Annotated in this window: 13 protein-coding genes; 6 read left to right on the top strand and 7 right to left on the bottom strand. The window is 39.9% G+C overall.

The window, feature by feature from the left end; genetic code table 11:
• Nucleotides 1-108: 108 nt before the first annotated feature.
• The 3 genes from B2W36_RS01650 to B2W36_RS01660 are packed head-to-tail and all read right to left on the bottom strand — an operon-like array spanning nucleotide 109 to nucleotide 3021.
• Entirely contained in the window at nucleotides 109-948 is an 840-nt protein-coding gene (locus B2W36_RS01650; RefSeq protein ID WP_293886229.1) for a glycine betaine ABC transporter substrate-binding protein, read from the bottom strand.
• A 1-nt stretch (nucleotide 949) separates the two neighbouring features.
• The gene (locus B2W36_RS01655) at nucleotides 950-1777 is read right to left on the bottom strand and encodes an ABC transporter permease (protein WP_293885013.1); all 828 of its coding nucleotides are present in this window, start codon (nucleotides 1775-1777) and stop codon (nucleotides 950-952) included.
• Between the two features lie 5 nt (nucleotides 1778-1782).
• A complete protein-coding gene (locus B2W36_RS01660) occupies nucleotides 1783-3021 on the bottom strand; it encodes a quaternary amine ABC transporter ATP-binding protein (protein WP_293886230.1) in 1239 nt (412 codons plus the stop codon).
• A gap of 384 nt (nucleotides 3022-3405) precedes the next feature.
• Between B2W36_RS01660 and B2W36_RS01665 the strand changes: the two genes are divergently transcribed.
• Nucleotides 3406-4251 carry a cold-shock protein gene (locus B2W36_RS01665; protein ID WP_293885011.1) on the top strand — a complete coding sequence of 282 codons (846 nt, stop codon included), beginning with the start codon at nucleotides 3406-3408 and terminating at the stop codon, nucleotides 4249-4251.
• 179 nt (nucleotides 4252-4430) lie between these two features.
• Here B2W36_RS01665 and B2W36_RS01670 read toward each other — a convergent pair whose 3' ends face one another.
• Nucleotides 4431-5714 (bottom strand): Gfo/Idh/MocA family protein, encoded by a 1284-nt coding sequence (locus B2W36_RS01670; protein WP_293886231.1) that lies wholly within the window; start codon nucleotides 5712-5714, stop codon nucleotides 4431-4433.
• A 254-nt stretch (nucleotides 5715-5968) separates the two neighbouring features.
• Nucleotides 5969-6955, bottom strand: coding sequence for a Gfo/Idh/MocA family protein (locus B2W36_RS01675; protein WP_293885009.1), 987 nt, complete (start codon nucleotides 6953-6955; stop codon nucleotides 5969-5971).
• Between the two features lie 400 nt (nucleotides 6956-7355).
• Between B2W36_RS01675 and B2W36_RS01680 the strand changes: the two genes are divergently transcribed.
• From B2W36_RS01680 to B2W36_RS01700, 5 genes are all read left to right on the top strand, one after another.
• The gene (locus tag B2W36_RS01680; protein WP_293886232.1) at nucleotides 7356-8396 is read left to right on the top strand and encodes a sensor histidine kinase; all 1041 of its coding nucleotides are present in this window, start codon (nucleotides 7356-7358) and stop codon (nucleotides 8394-8396) included.
• Nucleotides 8386-9099 carry a LytR/AlgR family response regulator transcription factor gene (locus B2W36_RS01685; protein ID WP_293886233.1) on the top strand — a complete coding sequence of 238 codons (714 nt, stop codon included), beginning with the start codon at nucleotides 8386-8388 and terminating at the stop codon, nucleotides 9097-9099. The genes B2W36_RS01680 and B2W36_RS01685 overlap by 11 nt, the downstream gene beginning before the upstream one ends.
• A 124-nt stretch (nucleotides 9100-9223) precedes the next feature.
• A complete protein-coding gene (locus B2W36_RS01690) occupies nucleotides 9224-11755 on the top strand; it encodes a TonB-dependent receptor domain-containing protein (protein WP_293886234.1) in 2532 nt (843 codons plus the stop codon).
• Between the two features lie 321 nt (nucleotides 11756-12076).
• On the top strand, nucleotides 12077-12958 hold the full coding sequence (locus B2W36_RS01695) for a helix-turn-helix domain-containing protein (protein WP_293886235.1): 882 nt from the start codon (nucleotides 12077-12079) through the stop codon (nucleotides 12956-12958).
• A 164-nt stretch (nucleotides 12959-13122) separates the two neighbouring features.
• Nucleotides 13123-14121 (top strand): alpha/beta hydrolase family protein, encoded by a 999-nt coding sequence (locus B2W36_RS01700; protein WP_293886236.1) that lies wholly within the window; start codon nucleotides 13123-13125, stop codon nucleotides 14119-14121.
• Here the strand turns inward: B2W36_RS01700 and B2W36_RS01705 are convergent.
• Entirely contained in the window at nucleotides 14054-15049 is a 996-nt protein-coding gene (locus B2W36_RS01705) for a hypothetical protein (RefSeq protein WP_293886237.1), read from the bottom strand. The genes B2W36_RS01700 and B2W36_RS01705 overlap by 68 nt on opposite strands.
• Nucleotides 15050-16168: 1119 nt before the next feature.
• Nucleotides 16169-18667 (bottom strand): sugar-binding domain-containing protein, encoded by a 2499-nt coding sequence (locus tag B2W36_RS01710; protein ID WP_293886238.1) that lies wholly within the window; start codon nucleotides 18665-18667, stop codon nucleotides 16169-16171.
• Between the last annotated feature and the right edge of the window lie 27 nt (nucleotides 18668-18694).

Here is an 18694-nt window from a genome sequence, read left to right on the forward strand (position 1 = left end):
AGATCAGTAGCATGTTAACAATACAACCTTAAAGATTGCTTAACCTAACATTAACACCACATCCCTTATTTTTCTGAGAACCAAATTTAAATTTATGCATTTGGACACTTACTCTAACCATCCCGCTACAAGATTGTTATGCTGCTCAATCCATTGCTTTGCGGTACGATCCTTATCCTTGCTATCTTCCATCTTCGATAACAAGTCTGCCATTGTTGATTCGTCAAAACTAACTTTAGAGAAAAAGACGGCCAACTCGGGCTGTTCAACGTTAAAGTTTTTCCGGGCAAAAATCTTAATTTGCTCGGCTTCGCCCAATGTCTTTTTGGGATCTTCCAAAAACTTCAATTTCATTTTAGCAAACATCCAATGCGGTTGCCATCCAGCCACCACAATCCATCGCTTTGCTTTGATCGCGTTTTGTAATTCAGTAATCATGGCGACTGTAGAAGAATTCACATGTTTATAATCGAGTCCATAATCTGTGACTACTTGGTCTATTGCACGCGTGATGCCAGCGCCCTTTTCTATACCAATGATGCGTTTATCAAATTCTTTCTCATGTTTTTTTAACTCTTCAATCCTATCTATAGTTACATAATCTGGTACAACGAGGCCATTTCGGGCATGGTTATAACTTGTTCCAAGCGCTTTAAGATTTGGGAACTTAGCCACTTTGCTGCCATGAGTCAATGGCAGCCAGACATCCATATATAGATCGGTATCACCATTATTCATGGAGGCTAATATCATATCAGGGGTAGCCCGTTGGATAACGACACGATACCCTTTTTCCTCCATAATTACCTTTGCAATATGTGTCATTGCTACCCCTTCGGCCCAGCCGTCCACCATCCCAATATGGATAATATTTTTATTTCTGCCTGTCGTGCATGCGGTAAACATACACACGAACAGACAAAATACCATACTTTTTATTTTCATCATACTATGCTTTCTTTTTTACAAAACCCTGAGTAATACGATCCAAAATAATAGCAAGAATCACAACAGACAATCCGCTTTCAAAACCAAGACCAATATCCAAGTTGTTAATACCCTCAAGTACTTTTTCACCCAATCCCCCTGCAGCAATCATTCCGGCAATAACAACCATAGATAGAGACAATAGTATAGTCTGATTAATTCCTGCTAATATCGTTTTTGCAGCCAAAGGCAATTCTACTTTAAATAAGATCTGACTATTAGTTGCTCCAAATGAACGCGCAGCTTCCACGATATCTTTCGGAACAGCATCAATCCCCAAGGTTGTCAAACGCACAGCTGGAGGCATAGCAAATATAATAGTCGCAAAGGCCCCTGGTACTTTACCAATACTAAAAAATAACACTGCCGGAATCAAGTAGACAAAGGCTGGCATTGTCTGCATCAGATCCAGTAAGGGGCGAATAATGCTTGCCGCTAATTTATTTTTTGCTGCCCACACGCCCAACGGAACCGAGATAACTAATGCCGTTGCCGTAGCGACTAACACTAATGCCAAGGTCTCCATAGTAGCCGTCCAAAACCCCATCACATAAATCAATGTTAAACCTAGAACTGTGGTCAATGCAACCCCCTTTCCTGATTTCCACCAGGCTAATGCCGTAAAAAGACCGATGATGATAAAAAAGGGAATTGTGATTAATATCCACTCTAATCCAAGAATTGAGGCATTGCCAGTATTCTTTATCAGATTAAAAAATGGCTCTAAATGCGCTGTTAGCCAATTGACCGCTACGGCTATATATTGTCCTATATCAATTACTTTATTCATTTCTACTACTTATTTGCTTTCTCTTTTAATTCTATTATTTCCTCTTCATTATACTTTGTTGCTTCAATGATCAAAGACGTTTGGGTGACTATACCCAATAAACGATTATCATTATTCACAACAGCAATAGGCGACCTAATCTCAGATATGAGCGGCAACATTTCTTCCACAGTTACTTCTTTAGATACTGTTGGAACATTTGTATGAATAATCGATTCGACGGTAAGCTCCTTGCGCTTGGCCGATTGGATGACTTCACTTATATGCACAAAACCAAGAAAGGTTTCATGTGCATCTACTACAGGAAGAATTTCTATTCCTGTGCTACGCATTTTACGTAAAGCTCCCTCAGGGCCATCTTTTTTGAAACGTACTACAGTCGGTTTTTCAAACATTAAAGAGCCAGCGGAAATAATGGATTTGCGATCGACTTTTTCGACAAAGGCTTTAACATAATCACTTGCTGGATTTGTCAAGATATCTTCCGCTGTACCGATCTGTTCGATTACACCATCTCTCATAATGGCAATACGATCGCCTAATTTGATCGCCTCGTCCAAATCATGGGTAATAAAAATGATCGTTTTTTGTAAATTATCTTGTAACTCAAGCAACTGATCTTGCATTTCCGTTTTAATCAGCGGATCAAGCGCTGAAAACGCCTCATCCATAAGCAATACTTCGGGATCATTAGCAAGTGCACGAGCCAATCCAACACGTTGTTGCATTCCCCCAGATAACTGTGAGGGAAGCTGCTGTTCAAACCCGTTCAGTCCAACGGTATCAAGTGCTTGCTGCGCTTTAGATTCCCGTGTTTCACGCTCTTCCCCTCTTAATTCTAAACCAAAAGCAGCATTGCTCAATACGGTGTGATGTGGCAACAGACCAAATTTCTGGAAGACCATGCTCATCTCCGTCCTTCTCACTTCGAGAAGATCCTTATTATTTTTTCTCGTGATATCCTCCCCATTGATAAATACCTTGCCTGAAGTTGGCTCATTTAAACGATTAAGGCAACGAAGCAACGTAGATTTTCCACTTCCTGAAAGTCCCATGATAACAAAAAATTCGCCTTCAAAAATTTCGAAAGTAGCTTTATTGATGCCAATTGTACAACCTGTCTTTGCCAAGATTTCCTTTTTGGAGCATCCTTCATTTAGTAACTTCAAAGCTTCTTTCTTCTGCTTTCCAAAAACCAGCACCAAGTCTTCAACTTTTACCTTTAACTTTCTAATTTTATCCATATATTAATTTTTTTAAACACCAATAAACCACAACGGCATAAGTAATCCACTAAGGCCATACGCCTACGTTATATTTTTTTAAAATCAAATAACACTCCGGTGGAGTTCATTTGATTGAAATCCAACGAATAACAGTCCAATCAACTTATTAACTAACATACTTTACTCTCCGTTCGGTAAGAGCAATGATGAAAAATAAACTAAATGGTCTTTAAGAAACACAACAAACTGAAAAACAATATGTTATAAATAACGCAAAATGCTAGTAAATACTTTTACCTTTTAACCAAATGTTTGGATAAGTGTACGATGGATCGAACAACATGGTATATAGAACAATTTTTCATTTTCAATACGTAATAAACGCATTTATTACTTATCTTTATGCTATTGAAACAAAACTCAACCCCAGCCATGTTTATCGGCGCAGTCAAATGGTTCGACAATAACAAAGGATTTGGTACGATTGCATTACCTGCCGGAGAAGAACTCTTTGTACATATACGTAGGTTTAAAATTCCTCCAGAACATATTATTCAGCCTGGAGAAGTTATTGTCGGTGATAAGAAGGCCGATCCCAAGAGGAGTGGCTATCTCGCTCATAACTGCAGGATTCTCAAAAGGCCCGAAGATTGGAAATTCGTCATCTCACTCCTCAACAAAGAACATACAGTACACCTCCCCGACAGCCACGGTCGAGAACAAAAGCACAATTTAACCTCCTTAACAGCAAGACAACTTTTAAGAATCCAGCCCAAAGAACTTATCCCCAAAATGCTCACCGCTAATTTTGATGTTGATTTTGAGAGCACAATTTTTATTCCCTATGCCGAATTGATTGACAAAAGCATTACGGGCATATTTGAGCGCGAAACCGCATGCGATCTACTTTCCAAGGTATTCGAATACTTCGGAAAACATGTCTCCCATCAGATTTTATTTCGTGTATGGAAGGAAAGCATGTTTAAGTATATTGGCTATCCGTCGGAAGGTGACTACGAAATTCCTGAACTTGTATTTAATTTGAATGCTACAGAAATCAATTATGAGGATCTTACCCGAATTAGCACCTATAGTTTTGGAAAATCCTTCTGTGCTGATTTTGTAAATGCTTTATTTGACGACGTAGAAACAATGGACAAGAACGATCTCGAACCTTTGCTACCTTATATTGAATTTTTGGAGAACGAAGCGTCTATTGAAAAAATTCATACTCTTCTGCAAGAATAGCTGCAATGGATTACGTGTTGAAAATCGATATTCAAACCATTGCAGCTATCCATGGTGCAGACTGATCAATCGTCTGCCTTACTTTTGTACATATCCTCAGTCTTTATCTGCTATCGTAAGGAAGAATGGCTAGCAATTCATTCTGCTAAGATCACATAGACCAAGGTTGTTTGCAGGTCTTATACCTTGGGCAAATTATAGCCATTATGATACACTTTTGCCAAGTATTGGTCTGCATCTTTATCGTTAAAACTGCGCTTTTGTTTATCCCAAAATAATTTCTTTTTAGACCTATACGCTATGTTTCCCATCTGCGAGAAAATGGCTATATGCGCACCGGCTTCTATCGGAGCATTTAAACTTTCTGCTGACTTATTTCTAACGGCTTCGACAAAATTTACCATATGCTTGTCCAATCCATTATCCTGTGAACGTTGAAAAGAGACAGCATCCATTCGCCCTTTTTCTGGAATAACTTCCCAGCCCTCGCGATTTACCATCAGGGTACCGTTATTACCAATAAATGCTACTCCGTGATTCTTTTGGTAAGGCCCCAAATCAATACCTGTTGCCTGCTCCCATTGAACATTGAATCCCTCAAACTCATAGACCGTAGTTAAGCTATCTGGTGTTTCAGCAGCGTCTTCTGGATAAGCAAATTTACCCCCCGCAGCCATTACAGACACCGGATCCGACACTTTCATGCCAATCAAAGCGTAATCCAGCATATGTACTCCCCAATCGGTCATCAGACCACCTGCGTAGTCCCAATACCATCTAAAATTGAAATGAAAGCGATTGGGATTAAATGCTCGTTTTGGCGCTGGTCCTAGCCACTTATCATAATGCACTCCGGCTGGAACAGAAGCATCTGGCTGCACTGGAACACTCTTCATCCAGCCCTGATAAGCCCAAGCCTTAACAAGACGTATCTTTCCAAGTTTTCCGCTGTGGACAAAATCCATAGCATCTTTGAAATGCTGCTGACTTCGTTGCCATTGCCCGACCTGAACAACACGTTTATGCTTTTTAGCAGCTGCAACCATAATTTCACATTCGTGAATGGAGTTACCGATTGGTTTTTCGACGTATACATCTTTTCCGGCTGCAACAGCATCAACCATTTGCAGGCAATGCCAATGATCTGGCGTAGCGATAATAACAACATCAACGTCTTTTGCTTTCAGAAGATCTTTATAATCAACGTAAGCTTTCACATTTATCTGGCGCTTCTTTAATTCCTCAACTCGATTCCGCAACACATTTTCATCGACATCACATAATGCTGTACACTCCACCCCAGGTATATGCAAGATCGCATTCAAATTTGACCAGCCCATACCGTTGGTACCGATCAGCCCCACACGGACTGTATCGGCTTGAAAACCGAATACTTTAGACTGTGCAAAAAATGCTGATGCCGCCAATAGGCCCGTGCTTCGGATAAATTCTTTTCTCTCCATTGTTTAATTTGGTTTATATTGATATTGTGTTCAACACGAAGAAGATGATTAGCTTGGCATCTCCCCAGTTATAGTACTAATATAACATTTAGTCTTTAGTATGAAGAATATTAATTCAAACAAACAACCTGAGATAAAGTCGTTTGAATGTCTCAGAAGAGTCTTCGGTGAATATCAGTGCATAAGACGAACTTAATAGTAACTGACACAAATACTGCAGCGAGCAGACACCGGTGTATCAACAGCGCCATGTATTATGATCTTATTGCCGAAAAATTATCAATAATCTTCATCAAAACCAATGCTTCTTCAATCGGAGATGGATTTGGCCCGGTACCCGTGAAATATTCTACTGTACGCGAAATCATCGGCAATTGAATATTTTCAGGATGGTCAAATGTAAATTCCTTCTCTTCTAACGTAGTATGAACAGAAACAGTATTTCCAAAAATGGGAAAAGTAATACGACCAAGGCTTCCAATAATTTCACACCTGTCTATCTGATTTTCTTTGGCAACATTGAAACACCAACTTCCTTGAAACACAAGCCGGTTTTCAAACAAAATGGTCCCTGTCGTTTGATCTGCAACGGCACTTTTATCATCCTGAATTAAACTAAAACCATCATAGGATACAGGCATCCCAAAAAGATGGAGCATCAAGTCTAGCTGATGAGGGGCTAAATCAAAAAAATAACCTCCTCCGGAAACGGCAGGATCAGTACGCCAATCGCCGGCATCCTTCGTCACCAAATCTGGTGTTCTGCTTTGCCACAAACGTAGTTGCACCGTTCTCAACTCGCCGATTGCACGTTGGTCAATAAGTTCCTTAACTTTCAAAAAAAGAGGCAATGCTCTTCGATAATGTGCTACAACCAACTTTCCGCCCCTGGCTTTTACTTCCTCCAGTAAAGATTCAGCTTCCTGCGCATTTAACGTGACAGGTTTTTCTACATAAACATGTTTTCCTTTACGTAAAGCAGACAGTGCGTACGCAAGATGAGACGACGGCGGTGTCGCAATATAAATCGCATTGATATCGATATTATCAAGTAAATCTTCGGCCTGTGAATACCACAAAGGAACGTGGTGTCTCTCGGCATAGTCAGCAGCTTTGGCCGCATCCCTTCGCATGACAGCCATAAGCTGACTATTAGCAACAAGATTTAGCGCAGGCCCGCTTTTTTTTTCCGTGACATCACCACATCCGATGATGCCCCAAACAACTTTATGATTTTCCATAAGATATTTTCAAATTATTGCTAAAACGCCCCCCCATTTCTTCCCTCATCTAAGACCAATTATGTGATACCAAGATCCAAAGCGGCAACTGCTGTTTTCCGCTATACAGATTAAATATCAAGTTCATGTTCTGCTATCGGTTTGGACTGATTGCCGCATGCTAAAATTTATACCTGCAAAATACAAAACTATTTGCAACGGTTCAGCTTATTTTCCGCTTTCATATGGTCCAACCGAATGCCTTAAATATCCTATCGATTAGCAGCAAGATCAGATGAATTTGTACAATAGGCTTTGCTGAATAATTTTTTTTGCTTTGAAAAGCATTTATATTGCATATAAAAAGCATTTTATCTAAGTTTGGGGTTATCCAAAACTAAAGGGATTAATTAGGCATCACATGATCGGCAGATTTTTCAGAAAATTCTATTTACATATTGTCATATGGACAATATTACTGCTCTTACCCTTTATTATCTATCTTTACCAACCAGATAAGATTGCAGATTTCAAGCCCTATTCAGCATTATCGCATTTAGTAAATATCGTATTCCTGGCTACCCATTTTTATTTACATTGTTACATTGTCGCTCCGACCTATTTTTTCGGCCGTAGAAAGATCTTTGTGCTATTGATAGCACTGGGATTCGCTACTTATGTAGCCCTGAATTATACCATAGTCTATTTTAACCCAGATGGAGAACTCGCTCATCTGATGAAGGAGAATATTCTTTTTGTCCGCCTGGTGATCGGTCCGGGTATTATTTATTCCCTCTGTATGATTACTTCTTCCATGATCTTTCTGTATGACGAACAGGCTAGACAAAAAGAACTCAATAAACAGATTGCACTGGAAAAAACGACGGCAGAACTAACCATGTTAAAACTTCAGATCAGCCCGCATTTCCTGTTCAATACACTCAATAATATCCGTTGGCTTATCCGCAAACAGTCTCCCGATTCCGAAGGGACTATTGTTAAGCTATCTGAAATGCTTCGGTATATTCTTTATGAAGTAGATGGCCCCAAAGTCGAGCTGTTTAAAGAAATCGATCATATGCGCAACTTCATTGATTTACAAACTCTTCGTCTTCCGATTGAAGGAAATGTAAGCCTAGTTATTGAAGATACCGTCAAAAACAGGCTCATCCCCCCTCTTCTGTTCATACATTTTGTAGAAAATGCTTTCAAGTACGGTGTGGACAGTAAAACTGCACCCCAGATACAATTTCAATTTAAGGAAATTGAAGGTGGAATTGTCTTCACATCCCGCAATAGAATCTTAAAACATACAGAAACACGTCCAAATGAAGGTATAGGACTGATGAATGTACATAGAAGATTGCAATTACTATATCCCAATCGTCATGATCTTAAGATTATAAAGACCGACGACGGAGATTTTGAAGTAACACTCAAACTGATGACTGATGAAGATTAAATGTATATTGATTGATGATGAACCCTTCGCGCTCAATATTCTTGAAGACGACTTATTAAATTTTGGACATATTGAGGTCGCCAGTAAATTTAATGCCACGGCCGAAGCTAAAGAATATTTAAAAGATCACCGTATTGACTTGATTTTTCTTGATATCGAAATGCCCGATCAATTGGGCACGCAATTTATTCGGGAACTCACTCCTCGCCCGCTGGTTATCTTTACCACTGCCTACCACCAATATGCAGTCGAAGGTTTCGAACTAAATGCCCTAGATTATCTCCTTAAACCGATTTCAAAGACCCGACTTGCCGCCGCAGTCCAAAAAGCGGAAGAAAGCATGCTGCTCCGTTCGAAACAACCTGCTGTACAAGATCACATTATGGTCAATGTAGAATACAAAAAGACAAGAATATCACTCCATGAGATCAGTTACATTGAAGGTTTGAAAGACTATGTAAAGATTTATCTGGTAGACCGAGAATCGCCACTTCTTACGCGTAGTAACCTACGCGGGATGGAAAAAATATTACCTACTACAGACTTTCTCCGCGTACATAATTCCTTTATCGTCAACAAAAACCGTATTGAGAAAATCTCCCAAAATAGACTAATCTTACCCGAAGCAGCTCTTCCTATTGGTAAAAAATACATCAAAAATATTGAACAGTTTACATCATATCTCCGGATTTCATCGCTCTAAAGATCCATTCGTCTACACATTCGCTCCTTCGGTCTACAGATGGTTGCATAGCTAAAAAATCCTTTTCAAATTTGTGTACTATTATGTAGCCTAATCTGCATAAAGATAGTATAGCAAAGAAAAAATGAAAAGATTGATAGCAATAGCATTAATGGCAACCACAGTTGCCGCTGTACACGCTCAAGCCCCCGCAGGAGGACGACCTGCTTTCGCAATTTCTGAAGGCCAGATCTCGGGCCAAATTGTAGACAACGAAGGGAAACCTATTTCGCAAGCTTCGGTTAATTTATTAAAGGTCATTATAGACCAAACGACAGGTAAGGAAAGGGAAATTCTTGTAAAAAGCACCAGTTCATCGGAAAACGGAAAGTTCAATTTCTCCGCCATTTCGGCAAGAGAAAAATGGAAGCTTAAAATCAGCTCTGTCGGATACACTCCAATAGACCTTTCGGTAGATTATAGCGACAATAAAGCAACAAGTAAAGATCTGGGTGCAATCAAATTGGAAAATGACAACCGTAAACTCGATGAAGTTACCGTCACCGGCCGCAAGGCACTTCTCGAAATGGACATCGACAAAAAAGTATTCAATGTGGAGAAAAATATTGTTGCTGCTGGTGGAACAGCAATTGATGTACTCCGAAATATGCCTTCGGTACAAGTCGATATTGACGGAAACGTAAAACTGAGAAATGCAGCTCCGACCATTTTTGTCGATGGAAAACCGACCACACTCACTCCCGACCAGATTCCTGCCGACGTGATCGACAAAATCGAAATTATTACAAATCCATCGGCCAAATATGACGCTTCGGGAAGTATGGCCGGTATCCTCAACATTATTCTGAAGAAAAATAAGAAAGCCGGATATAACGGTATGGTCACCCTGGGTGGAGATCGTTTTGGCGGCACCAACTTTATGGGTAGTCTAAATCTACGTCAGAATAAAGTCAATATATCACTGACCGGAATGAATATGCGCATGCGCACGAACACCGAAGGCGACAGTCGCCGTATCAGTACAATTAACGGTGTGGAGTCTGAAGTAGATCAGGATATCGAAGGCAAAACAAAAGGTATGATCACCTTTGGCCGATTGGGTGTGGATTACGATTTAAGCCCCAAAACTACCCTATCTGTTGCAGGAGTATTGGTACAAGGTAAATTTAAGCCCAATGAAAACTCAACAATATCGACCACTTCTGCGAGCAGTACCTCAATGAGCGATCGGATCTCCGAAGCTGAAAGAAGCTTCAAACCACGCGGATTGCAAGCAGGCCTTGTCCAAAAATTCAAAACTGAAGGCGAGGAATTGTCTGTCGATTTCAACTACTTTGGCGGCACCAACACATCAAACGGCCTGTATACAACCAACTATCTCAATTTCGACAGGAAGATCAGCGGAACACAGATCCAAAAAAACATCGGTTCCGGAGACAATCAGTTCATGACTGTTCAGGCAGACTATGTCAAACCATTCAAAAATGGCATGAAACTCGAAACTGGCGTACGAGCGCAGATCAATAAACTTAAAAACCTCAACAATAACTTCTTAAAAGCCGTAGATGAAGATGATTTTGAAAATATCACCGCAGCTTCAGCAAACTATAACAATAAGAACAGCGTTTATGCTGCCTATGCCTCATTGGGTGGCAATTTAAAAGATTGGGTTTCTTATAAGGTTGGTTTACGTGCCGAGAGTTCAACTTACGACGGAGAACTTCTGAATACACATGAAAAGTTCCACAATAAATACCCGCTTAGCTTATTCCCTTCGTTATTTTTGAGCAAAAAAATAACCGAAAAAGACCAAATACAGATGAGTGTAACCCGTCGTGTCAACCGTCCTAATTTTTTCCAGCTCATCCCTTTTGTTGACTACACGGATAGCTTGAATATTACGCGCGGTAACCCGGATCTTGTACCTGAATTTACTACATCCGGCGAATTGTCCTATAGTCGTACACATGGAAAAGGTACATTTTTGGCAACGGTATACTATAAACGTACAAACAACCTGATTACACATTATCTGACACAGGAACTGAATCCGGTCACAAACAAAATGGACTTCATTAACACCTATATCAATGCCAACTCCAGCAAAAATTATGGGGCGGAATTCACGTATACCAATACGCTTAAAAAATGGTGGGATCTGACGGCAGACCTTAACTTCTACAATTCTAAAATTGAAGTCGACGAACAAACACCATCGGAAGGTATGTGGACCGTATTTGGAAAATTGAACAATACGTTCAACTTACAGAAAAACTGGAATCTGCAGCTTGCCTTTGAATATCAAGGCAAAACAAATATGCCTGTAACGCAGGCTCAAACATTTGGCCCACCTATGAACCAAGCGCAAAGCTCTTCACAAGGGTATATCAAACCATTCTATGGCATCGACTTTGCCATCAAAAAAAGCTTCTTAAAGAATCAGGCTGCCTCAGCAACTCTGGCAATCAAGGATATCTTCAGAACACGAGGCAATACAATCGTTTCCTCCGGAGAAGGGTTTTCTCAAACCTATTACCGTCTTTCAAATCCACAATTGATCAAATTGAATCTTTCCTACCGCTTTGGAAAAATGGATATGAACATGTTTAAGAAAAATAAAAACACGAATGCCATGGAAGGCATACAAATGCAATAACGAATATTTTATAAAAAAAAGGGTATTTTCTAACGAAAATACCCTTTTTTTTTGTTTAATAGCCTCGAAGAAGTGGACCTCTAAAATCACCGTATCACGATCCATTATTCATTATTCAATCGATTATCTTTCAATAAAAATACCATATTTCAAAAAAAAATATTAACTTGAATACTAGAAACATTAATCACAAATGTTTTTCAATCAAAAAAGTTTGAGCGTCGACTGCGCCGAATACATCAATATTTTTTTTCACGTGTGAATAGAAAGCGGAAACGTCCGTCAAATACGCACGCAAACATTATAAAATAGTTAAAATTTGTGCCAAATTATCCTCTCGCATTAAAATGGATTACATTCTGTGCAGGCAATGTAAAAGTTTGTGGTTCACATGTAGAACATCAAGGTTTTTTATTCAAATTATGGAGGGTTACAAATTACACCATTCAAGTTAAGAACAATGAAAAATTTGTATTTACTTTATTGCAATCAAAAGGTGGTATTCATCTAATTGACCAGAAAAAATATCCGTTAGAAAGCTATCAAATTCATTTAATTTTTCCAGGACAGTCAAGTTCCTTCTCTTGTATGGAAGAGACCACTGCTTATCAGTTTAAACTCTCTAGACAAAATTTCGAAAAGCTATGTCTTTGCCTTCCTATCAATATGAAGTTACTAATGCATCACCCTATAATAGACATCACGGAATACCAATTTGAAATACTACGTAACGATTTACAACAAATAGGATCGGAACTTTCTCGAATTCAACCGCTATTTCCACTTTTAGGGAATCGTGCATCAATTAGCTTACAGGAAATTAGTCGGATTCTGATGGATCGGATTGGATATCCCCAATCGTCATCCCTTTCAGTAACTTTAAATAAATTCCTGGAGTTGATCGAGCTACATTACAAGGAGCACCATGATGTTGCCTATTATGCAGATGCGCTTAATATGACTGAAAATGCACTTAGGAAGCTCACTAAATACCATATGAGTGTTGCTCCACTTAAATTGATACACCTGCGCTTATTAAGAGAAGCTATGCATCTCCTAAGCGCTGCGCCTAATCCGATCAAGGCGACCATGATTGAACTCGGGTTTCAAGACCTGTCTACATTCTCGCATTTTTTCAAGAAACGAACAAAAATGTCTCCATCAGCATATCAACAAAAATACTTCCCGCCTAAAAATTCTTAAAGTGATTAGCATGCGATCTGATCCGGCGTTGGAATAGTCCTAAATTCATTCACAGCGGAAAAACTGCTATTTACCGACATAAATGGACAGTCTGCCTAAAAAACAAATTATTTAAAGTTCAAGTGATTAACTTCGATAACAACAAATATAACAGAGAAATTCTTATGCCTAAGATCCATTTATTAGACTATTTTCCGTCGAAGCTCATTTCGGTAAAAAGGATCAGATTCAACATGCTGCTATCGTTGATGGTTCTATATTTTATACCCTATCCACAGAATGCAAAATCCCAACAATCAGATTGGTTAACAAAAGATATCATATTTAGGAGTGAGGGCATTCAATTGGCAGGTTCCATACTTCAGCCTAAACATGCCCGTGCGGCCATTGTCCTTGTTCACGGCTCTGGGCAAGAGAAAAGGATGACGGAGTTCGCTTCATTTTTAGCCCGAAATGGTATCGCTGTATTTACCTATGACAAACGCGGGGTTGGAAAATCGGAGGGAATCTATGCGGGCCCTGAGGTTGGTACAAATAATATTGACTCCGCTAACCTCAACCTGCTTGCAAAAGATGCACAGGCGGCTGTAACAACTTTCCGTCAACAACTGGACAACCCGAATATTCCAATCGGACTTTTGGGATTTAGTCAAGCAGGATGGATCATCCCGTTGGCGGCCAACAAAAATCCATTGATCGACTTTTTTGTCTTGTATAGTGGTGCAGTAATTCCGGCACGCGAACAGCTCCGATTTCAGTTTTTCACAAACGGAAGAAAAGACTTTTGGGATAAACATACGGAAACTGAGGCTCGTCAACATGTGATGAATGATCCAGACCGTTATCAATTTATCAATACCGATCCAGTCGCATCGCTAAAAACGACAGCTGCACCTGGACTTTGGCTGTTCGGTTCGCAGGATATTCAAATACCGGTAGGCTTATCCATAGAACGCCTCAATGCATTGAAAGCGCAGGGAAAACCGTTCGAGTATTGCCTATTCCCAGCACTAGATCACAACACAAACCTTTCAGCCTCGGATGAACCAAGTGCTATTGCACTTCAATGGATTAAGAGCAGGACTAAACTCAAATTCACTCCTTCTCCTCCCGTACAAGAAAATCATAAGAATACCAAAATTTTAGGTGTCCATAAGAATTGAGATCACCTAGACTATAGCTAACAGGATAATCATAGCTATGCTGTTGCAATTCAAGTTCATTTTTATAATCTGCAACAAGTTTTTTAATGGGATTGAGACCTGTTGCGCGTCTAATAAAGCCTTTTTGTCGTCCGCCGCGCAGATATATTAATACGTCTGAACCATTTAAAATCGCTTTATCCAGTTCGGTCAGTTCTTGGTTGTAAAGTAATTTTTCCAGGACATTTTTCAGATCACCACGCGGAAAATCGCTTTCTCCCATTACAATGGAATGTGTACCGTAATTTGCGGATGAAACATAATAAGGATGATATCCAGTCTTTTTTAACTTTTCAACTTCCTCCTTGTTAAAACCCTTTACATAATCCGCTAGATCAACTTGAAGGCTAAATGCAATATGTTCCCGACGCAATAGTAAGCTGTTTGCCCTCTTTATTGTGGTCGAATCGTGATGGCGAATCAACTTCAGCACACTATCTACGTCAGGGCTGTTATTGAGATGATAACGTATCGCCCTATAGTCGAAAAACGCGCCTACAGAAGATTGCTCCAAAACAGCTGGTTCGCCCCTGCTTTTCTTTGCAAAAGCTCGAATAGCATCATAACTTGGGATAATACGAATCGAAGGTAAAGTTGGCTGTGTGGATGAAACTGTGTTTTTAAAAGGTTTATAATAAGAGCGAAGAGCGGTTAACTTTAGCTGCGGCGTCGTGTCTTTCAATCCCCATACCGTGCCCAAATAGAAATTTTTATCTACCGTACCATCTACGTAAAACTGACTCACAGAAAATCCAACAGAACGTCCTTCAAAATGATACCTTTTGCCCATTGCTATTCCATCAATCTCTGTAGCGTCAATATCAGCATCCTCTTTGTCACAACTTGACAAAAAACAAATGCTTAACAACAACAGGAATAGATATTTCATAATTTAAAAAATCAATAGTCGCTTCTGGTGAAGCACTTCTAACTCATCTACCCGTCGGACAATGGCCTTTAGATTCTTCTCAAATATATACAAAATTCCTAACCCAACATACATAAAAATAAGAATAACAACACGATACAATGCTAAGGGAGGCTACGCACCTAAAAAATTAAAATAAGATCAACTATTAATACGTGCAAAAAGATCATCTAAAACACGAAACTTTATTCATCCTTATGGAATCGACAATTTTTTTAATGATTGCCACCATTAAGTCTAATTTCCACAATCAAAAGACTATAAATAGCCAATATAGCGATTAAAACTAAAAAAACCTAACACCAAATTACAACTAATAACAGTTTTCATTTACTTTTAATACAGTAGTTACTCATTGCTCATTCAGTGTTTACTGAATCATCAGTGAGCAAGCACTGAACGAGCACTGAACAAGCACTGTCATAATGCAGGATTTGGTTGCCCTTTGATCATAAGGTAATGCCGCTAAAAATTGAAGAAAAAAAAATGAAAAAGCTATGCTTACGTAACAAAAGGTGGATGCTGTATAGGAAGAAAAAATACTGATGACAAAATTTCGGTATAGCCCGATCATTTAGGGCCTCATAGAAGGTGATAATTAATCAAAAAAACACCCGAAAGCATGGGGTACCCCGGGTGTTTTAGCCATATTATTAACCTATTTTATGAAAAGTGCCCTTGAATGGGCAACACTAAAGTAGAAAATAACTTTGTATAAACAAAATAAAACTTTAAAAAAAAGCATTTTTTATCATTCACTAAATCGGTTAAACAGGACTTTAGCAATACGAATAGAAAAAACTAATCGTTGTTAGAAATATTGAAAGCCAGTTGCTTACAACCGGCTTTCAACCCTATATACTTTTCTTTGAACAATCTTAAAAACCGACCCCATTAATCACAACAATCTCCCCTCCTTTTTTGAGTTTAGCTGCATTTTTATTTTATAACGAAGTCAGTTTTTCAATTCACCTTAAATAAAAAGAGCATTGGAAAAACTTCCAATGCTCTTTTAGCTTGATGATTTAAAACGCTAATTAAATCAACCAGCCTTCCTATTTCTTGTCACTTATTATGCCCTTATTTTATCAGACACTGTACCGTTGCTGTTTTTAGCCAAGGTGATGTGAACCTTATATCGACTTTGTCGCCAGATTGACCTAATACTTGAACATAAGCAATCATTTTACCATGATATACCCGCTGTTTGTTATCAGTGTAATCGCCCATGTCGGCATTATTTCCTGCTTCCATTCCCAGCAGTCGTGCATTTCCAATGAGGTCGCAGGTTACTTCATCTTCTGACAGTATGACGGGTTCATCGTTGGCATCTACCAACTGCAAAGCAATTTGAATGATTGCGCCCGATTTTATGTCTTGTTCTCCAAGAATGGTGGCATGAATAGCCGTGGGCCGTTGAGTTGATTGTATTGCATGACGGACGATCTCCTTTTTATGATTGTCTAAACCTACAACTTCCAATTTGCCCGAAGTATAGGGAATATCCCAAAAGATAATACCTGTTTTCTCATCATATTTCTTTTCTTCGCCAACAAGCTTACCATTGAGTTCCAATCGTGCCTGCGCACTATTAGTATAGCAAACGACCCGAATTTTTTGTCCCTCTTGATAATTCCAAATTGGCCAAGCGTCCATAGAAGGGGCTTCATTCTTGCGCTGCCCTTCCTCCGACTCCAATGCCGACCACACATCGGTTGCTCCTGCCCCTCCTTTCAATGGATAAGTACCTAAGTAAGCCATAGGTTTATCCGACCACAGCGATTGGCGATAATAACCTCTCGGTTTGACAAATCCCGCAAAATCCAGCAGTCCCGAATAGAATCCCCGGGAAGGCCAACGTCCGGATTCGCCGAGATAATCGATTCCTGTCCATAGAAATTGACCAAAAATATGCGCATTGTCACGTACCGCTAACCAAGCAGAAAGATCATGCCTATTTTCGCTGCCGAAAATAACGCGTTCAGGAAAGCGTTGATGATCCAGTTGATAACGGCTTTCTGTATAATTGTATCCAGCGATGTCAAGTGCGCCTGGATAGGCGGTTTCGTTAGACATTGCTACACCTGCAAGCCCTGCTGTAACCGCTCTGCTTTTATCGTATTTTTTTACAACCGCGACCAAGCGTTTGGCAATATCACCCAACCGCATCGCATCAGGTGCATCCTTTTTGTAGCCCCCATACGAAGCTTGTGTAAAGCCACCCTCTTTCTTTTCTCCGTTAAGAATAGGATGTGAGTAAGGATCATTTGGATAATCCACTTCATTGCCTATACTCCACGCAAAAATCGAAAGGTGATTGCGATCTCTTTTGACCATGTCAGCAAGATCCTGCTCTCCCCAGGATTCAAAAAAGTCGTATGATCCTTCGAAGCCGGGCGTACCAAAATTCCACCCCTGCAACCATTTTCTTTTTGGAAATTCCCATTCATCAAAAGCTTCATCCATCACCAAAAGACCAAGCTCGTCACATAGTGCATACAAAGAAGATGCCTGCGGATTATGACTTGTACGAATAGCATTGACTCCCAGTGATTTTAAGGTTAGGAGACGTCGACGCCATACTTCTGGATACACTTCAGCTCCCAATACACCAGCGTCGTGGTGCAAACACACTCCTTTTACCTTCATCCACTCTCCATTTAAAGCAAACCCTTTGTTGGCATCGAACGTAAATGCTCTGAAACCAGTCTTCACCTCCGACCGATCGATCTGCTGGCTATTTTGCGTCACAATTGTCCGTAAGGTATACTGTTGGGGTTGATCCAAACTCCATAGTTTGGGGTTCGACACGCTCAACTGCTGTTGTACGGTTGCCTTATCAGTGGCACCGACTTGTACTTTTTGCGTTTTCTTTGCGACAATACGGCCTGTCATGTCAATCAACTGCTGCTCGACTGCAATTGCAGAAGATGCTGCAGCGCTATTGACCACAGTTACTTCGGTATTTAAAATTCCCTTTCCGCCTTTCATTTCTGGATAGGCGTACACACCCCATTGGTCGATATGCAGCGGATTGGCCTTAACAATCCATACATCCCGATAGATTCCAGACCCAGTATACCACCGCGAATCGGCGCTTTGGCTATGGTCTACCCTAACGGCTATGGTATTTTCTTTGCCAAACTCAATGTATGGCGTAATATCGTAAGAAAAGGACACATAACCATTAGGCCTTTTGCCAACAGATTTACCATTGATAAAGACTTCACTTCGGTTGTACACTCCCTCAAAATAGATAAAAATCTTTTTACCTTGATCGTCTGCGGGTATAGTCAATTGTTTGCGGTACCATCCTATGCCGCCGGGCAAATATCCTGTCGCACTGGCTAAATTAGGACTTAACGGGTATTTTACACTCCAATCATGTGGCAAACTCACCTGTTGCCATCCAACGCGATTCATTTCCGTTCCCGCTTTTATCTCCATGTCCCCCAAATGGAAGCGCCAGTCTGAGTTTACGCGTTCGGCGATGCCAAACCCGGGCTGTGCATATAGGGTATTGATACCTATATAGCTGGAGATCGCTAACACGGCCAACTTTCTTATTATTCTTTTCATTTTATTTATATGTAGATTTGGTTTAGT

Origin of the sequence: Sphingobacterium sp. UBA3549, assembly GCF_002376635.1 — a bacterium.
In the GTDB taxonomy this organism is placed as follows: domain Bacteria; phylum Bacteroidota; class Bacteroidia; order Sphingobacteriales; family Sphingobacteriaceae; genus Sphingobacterium.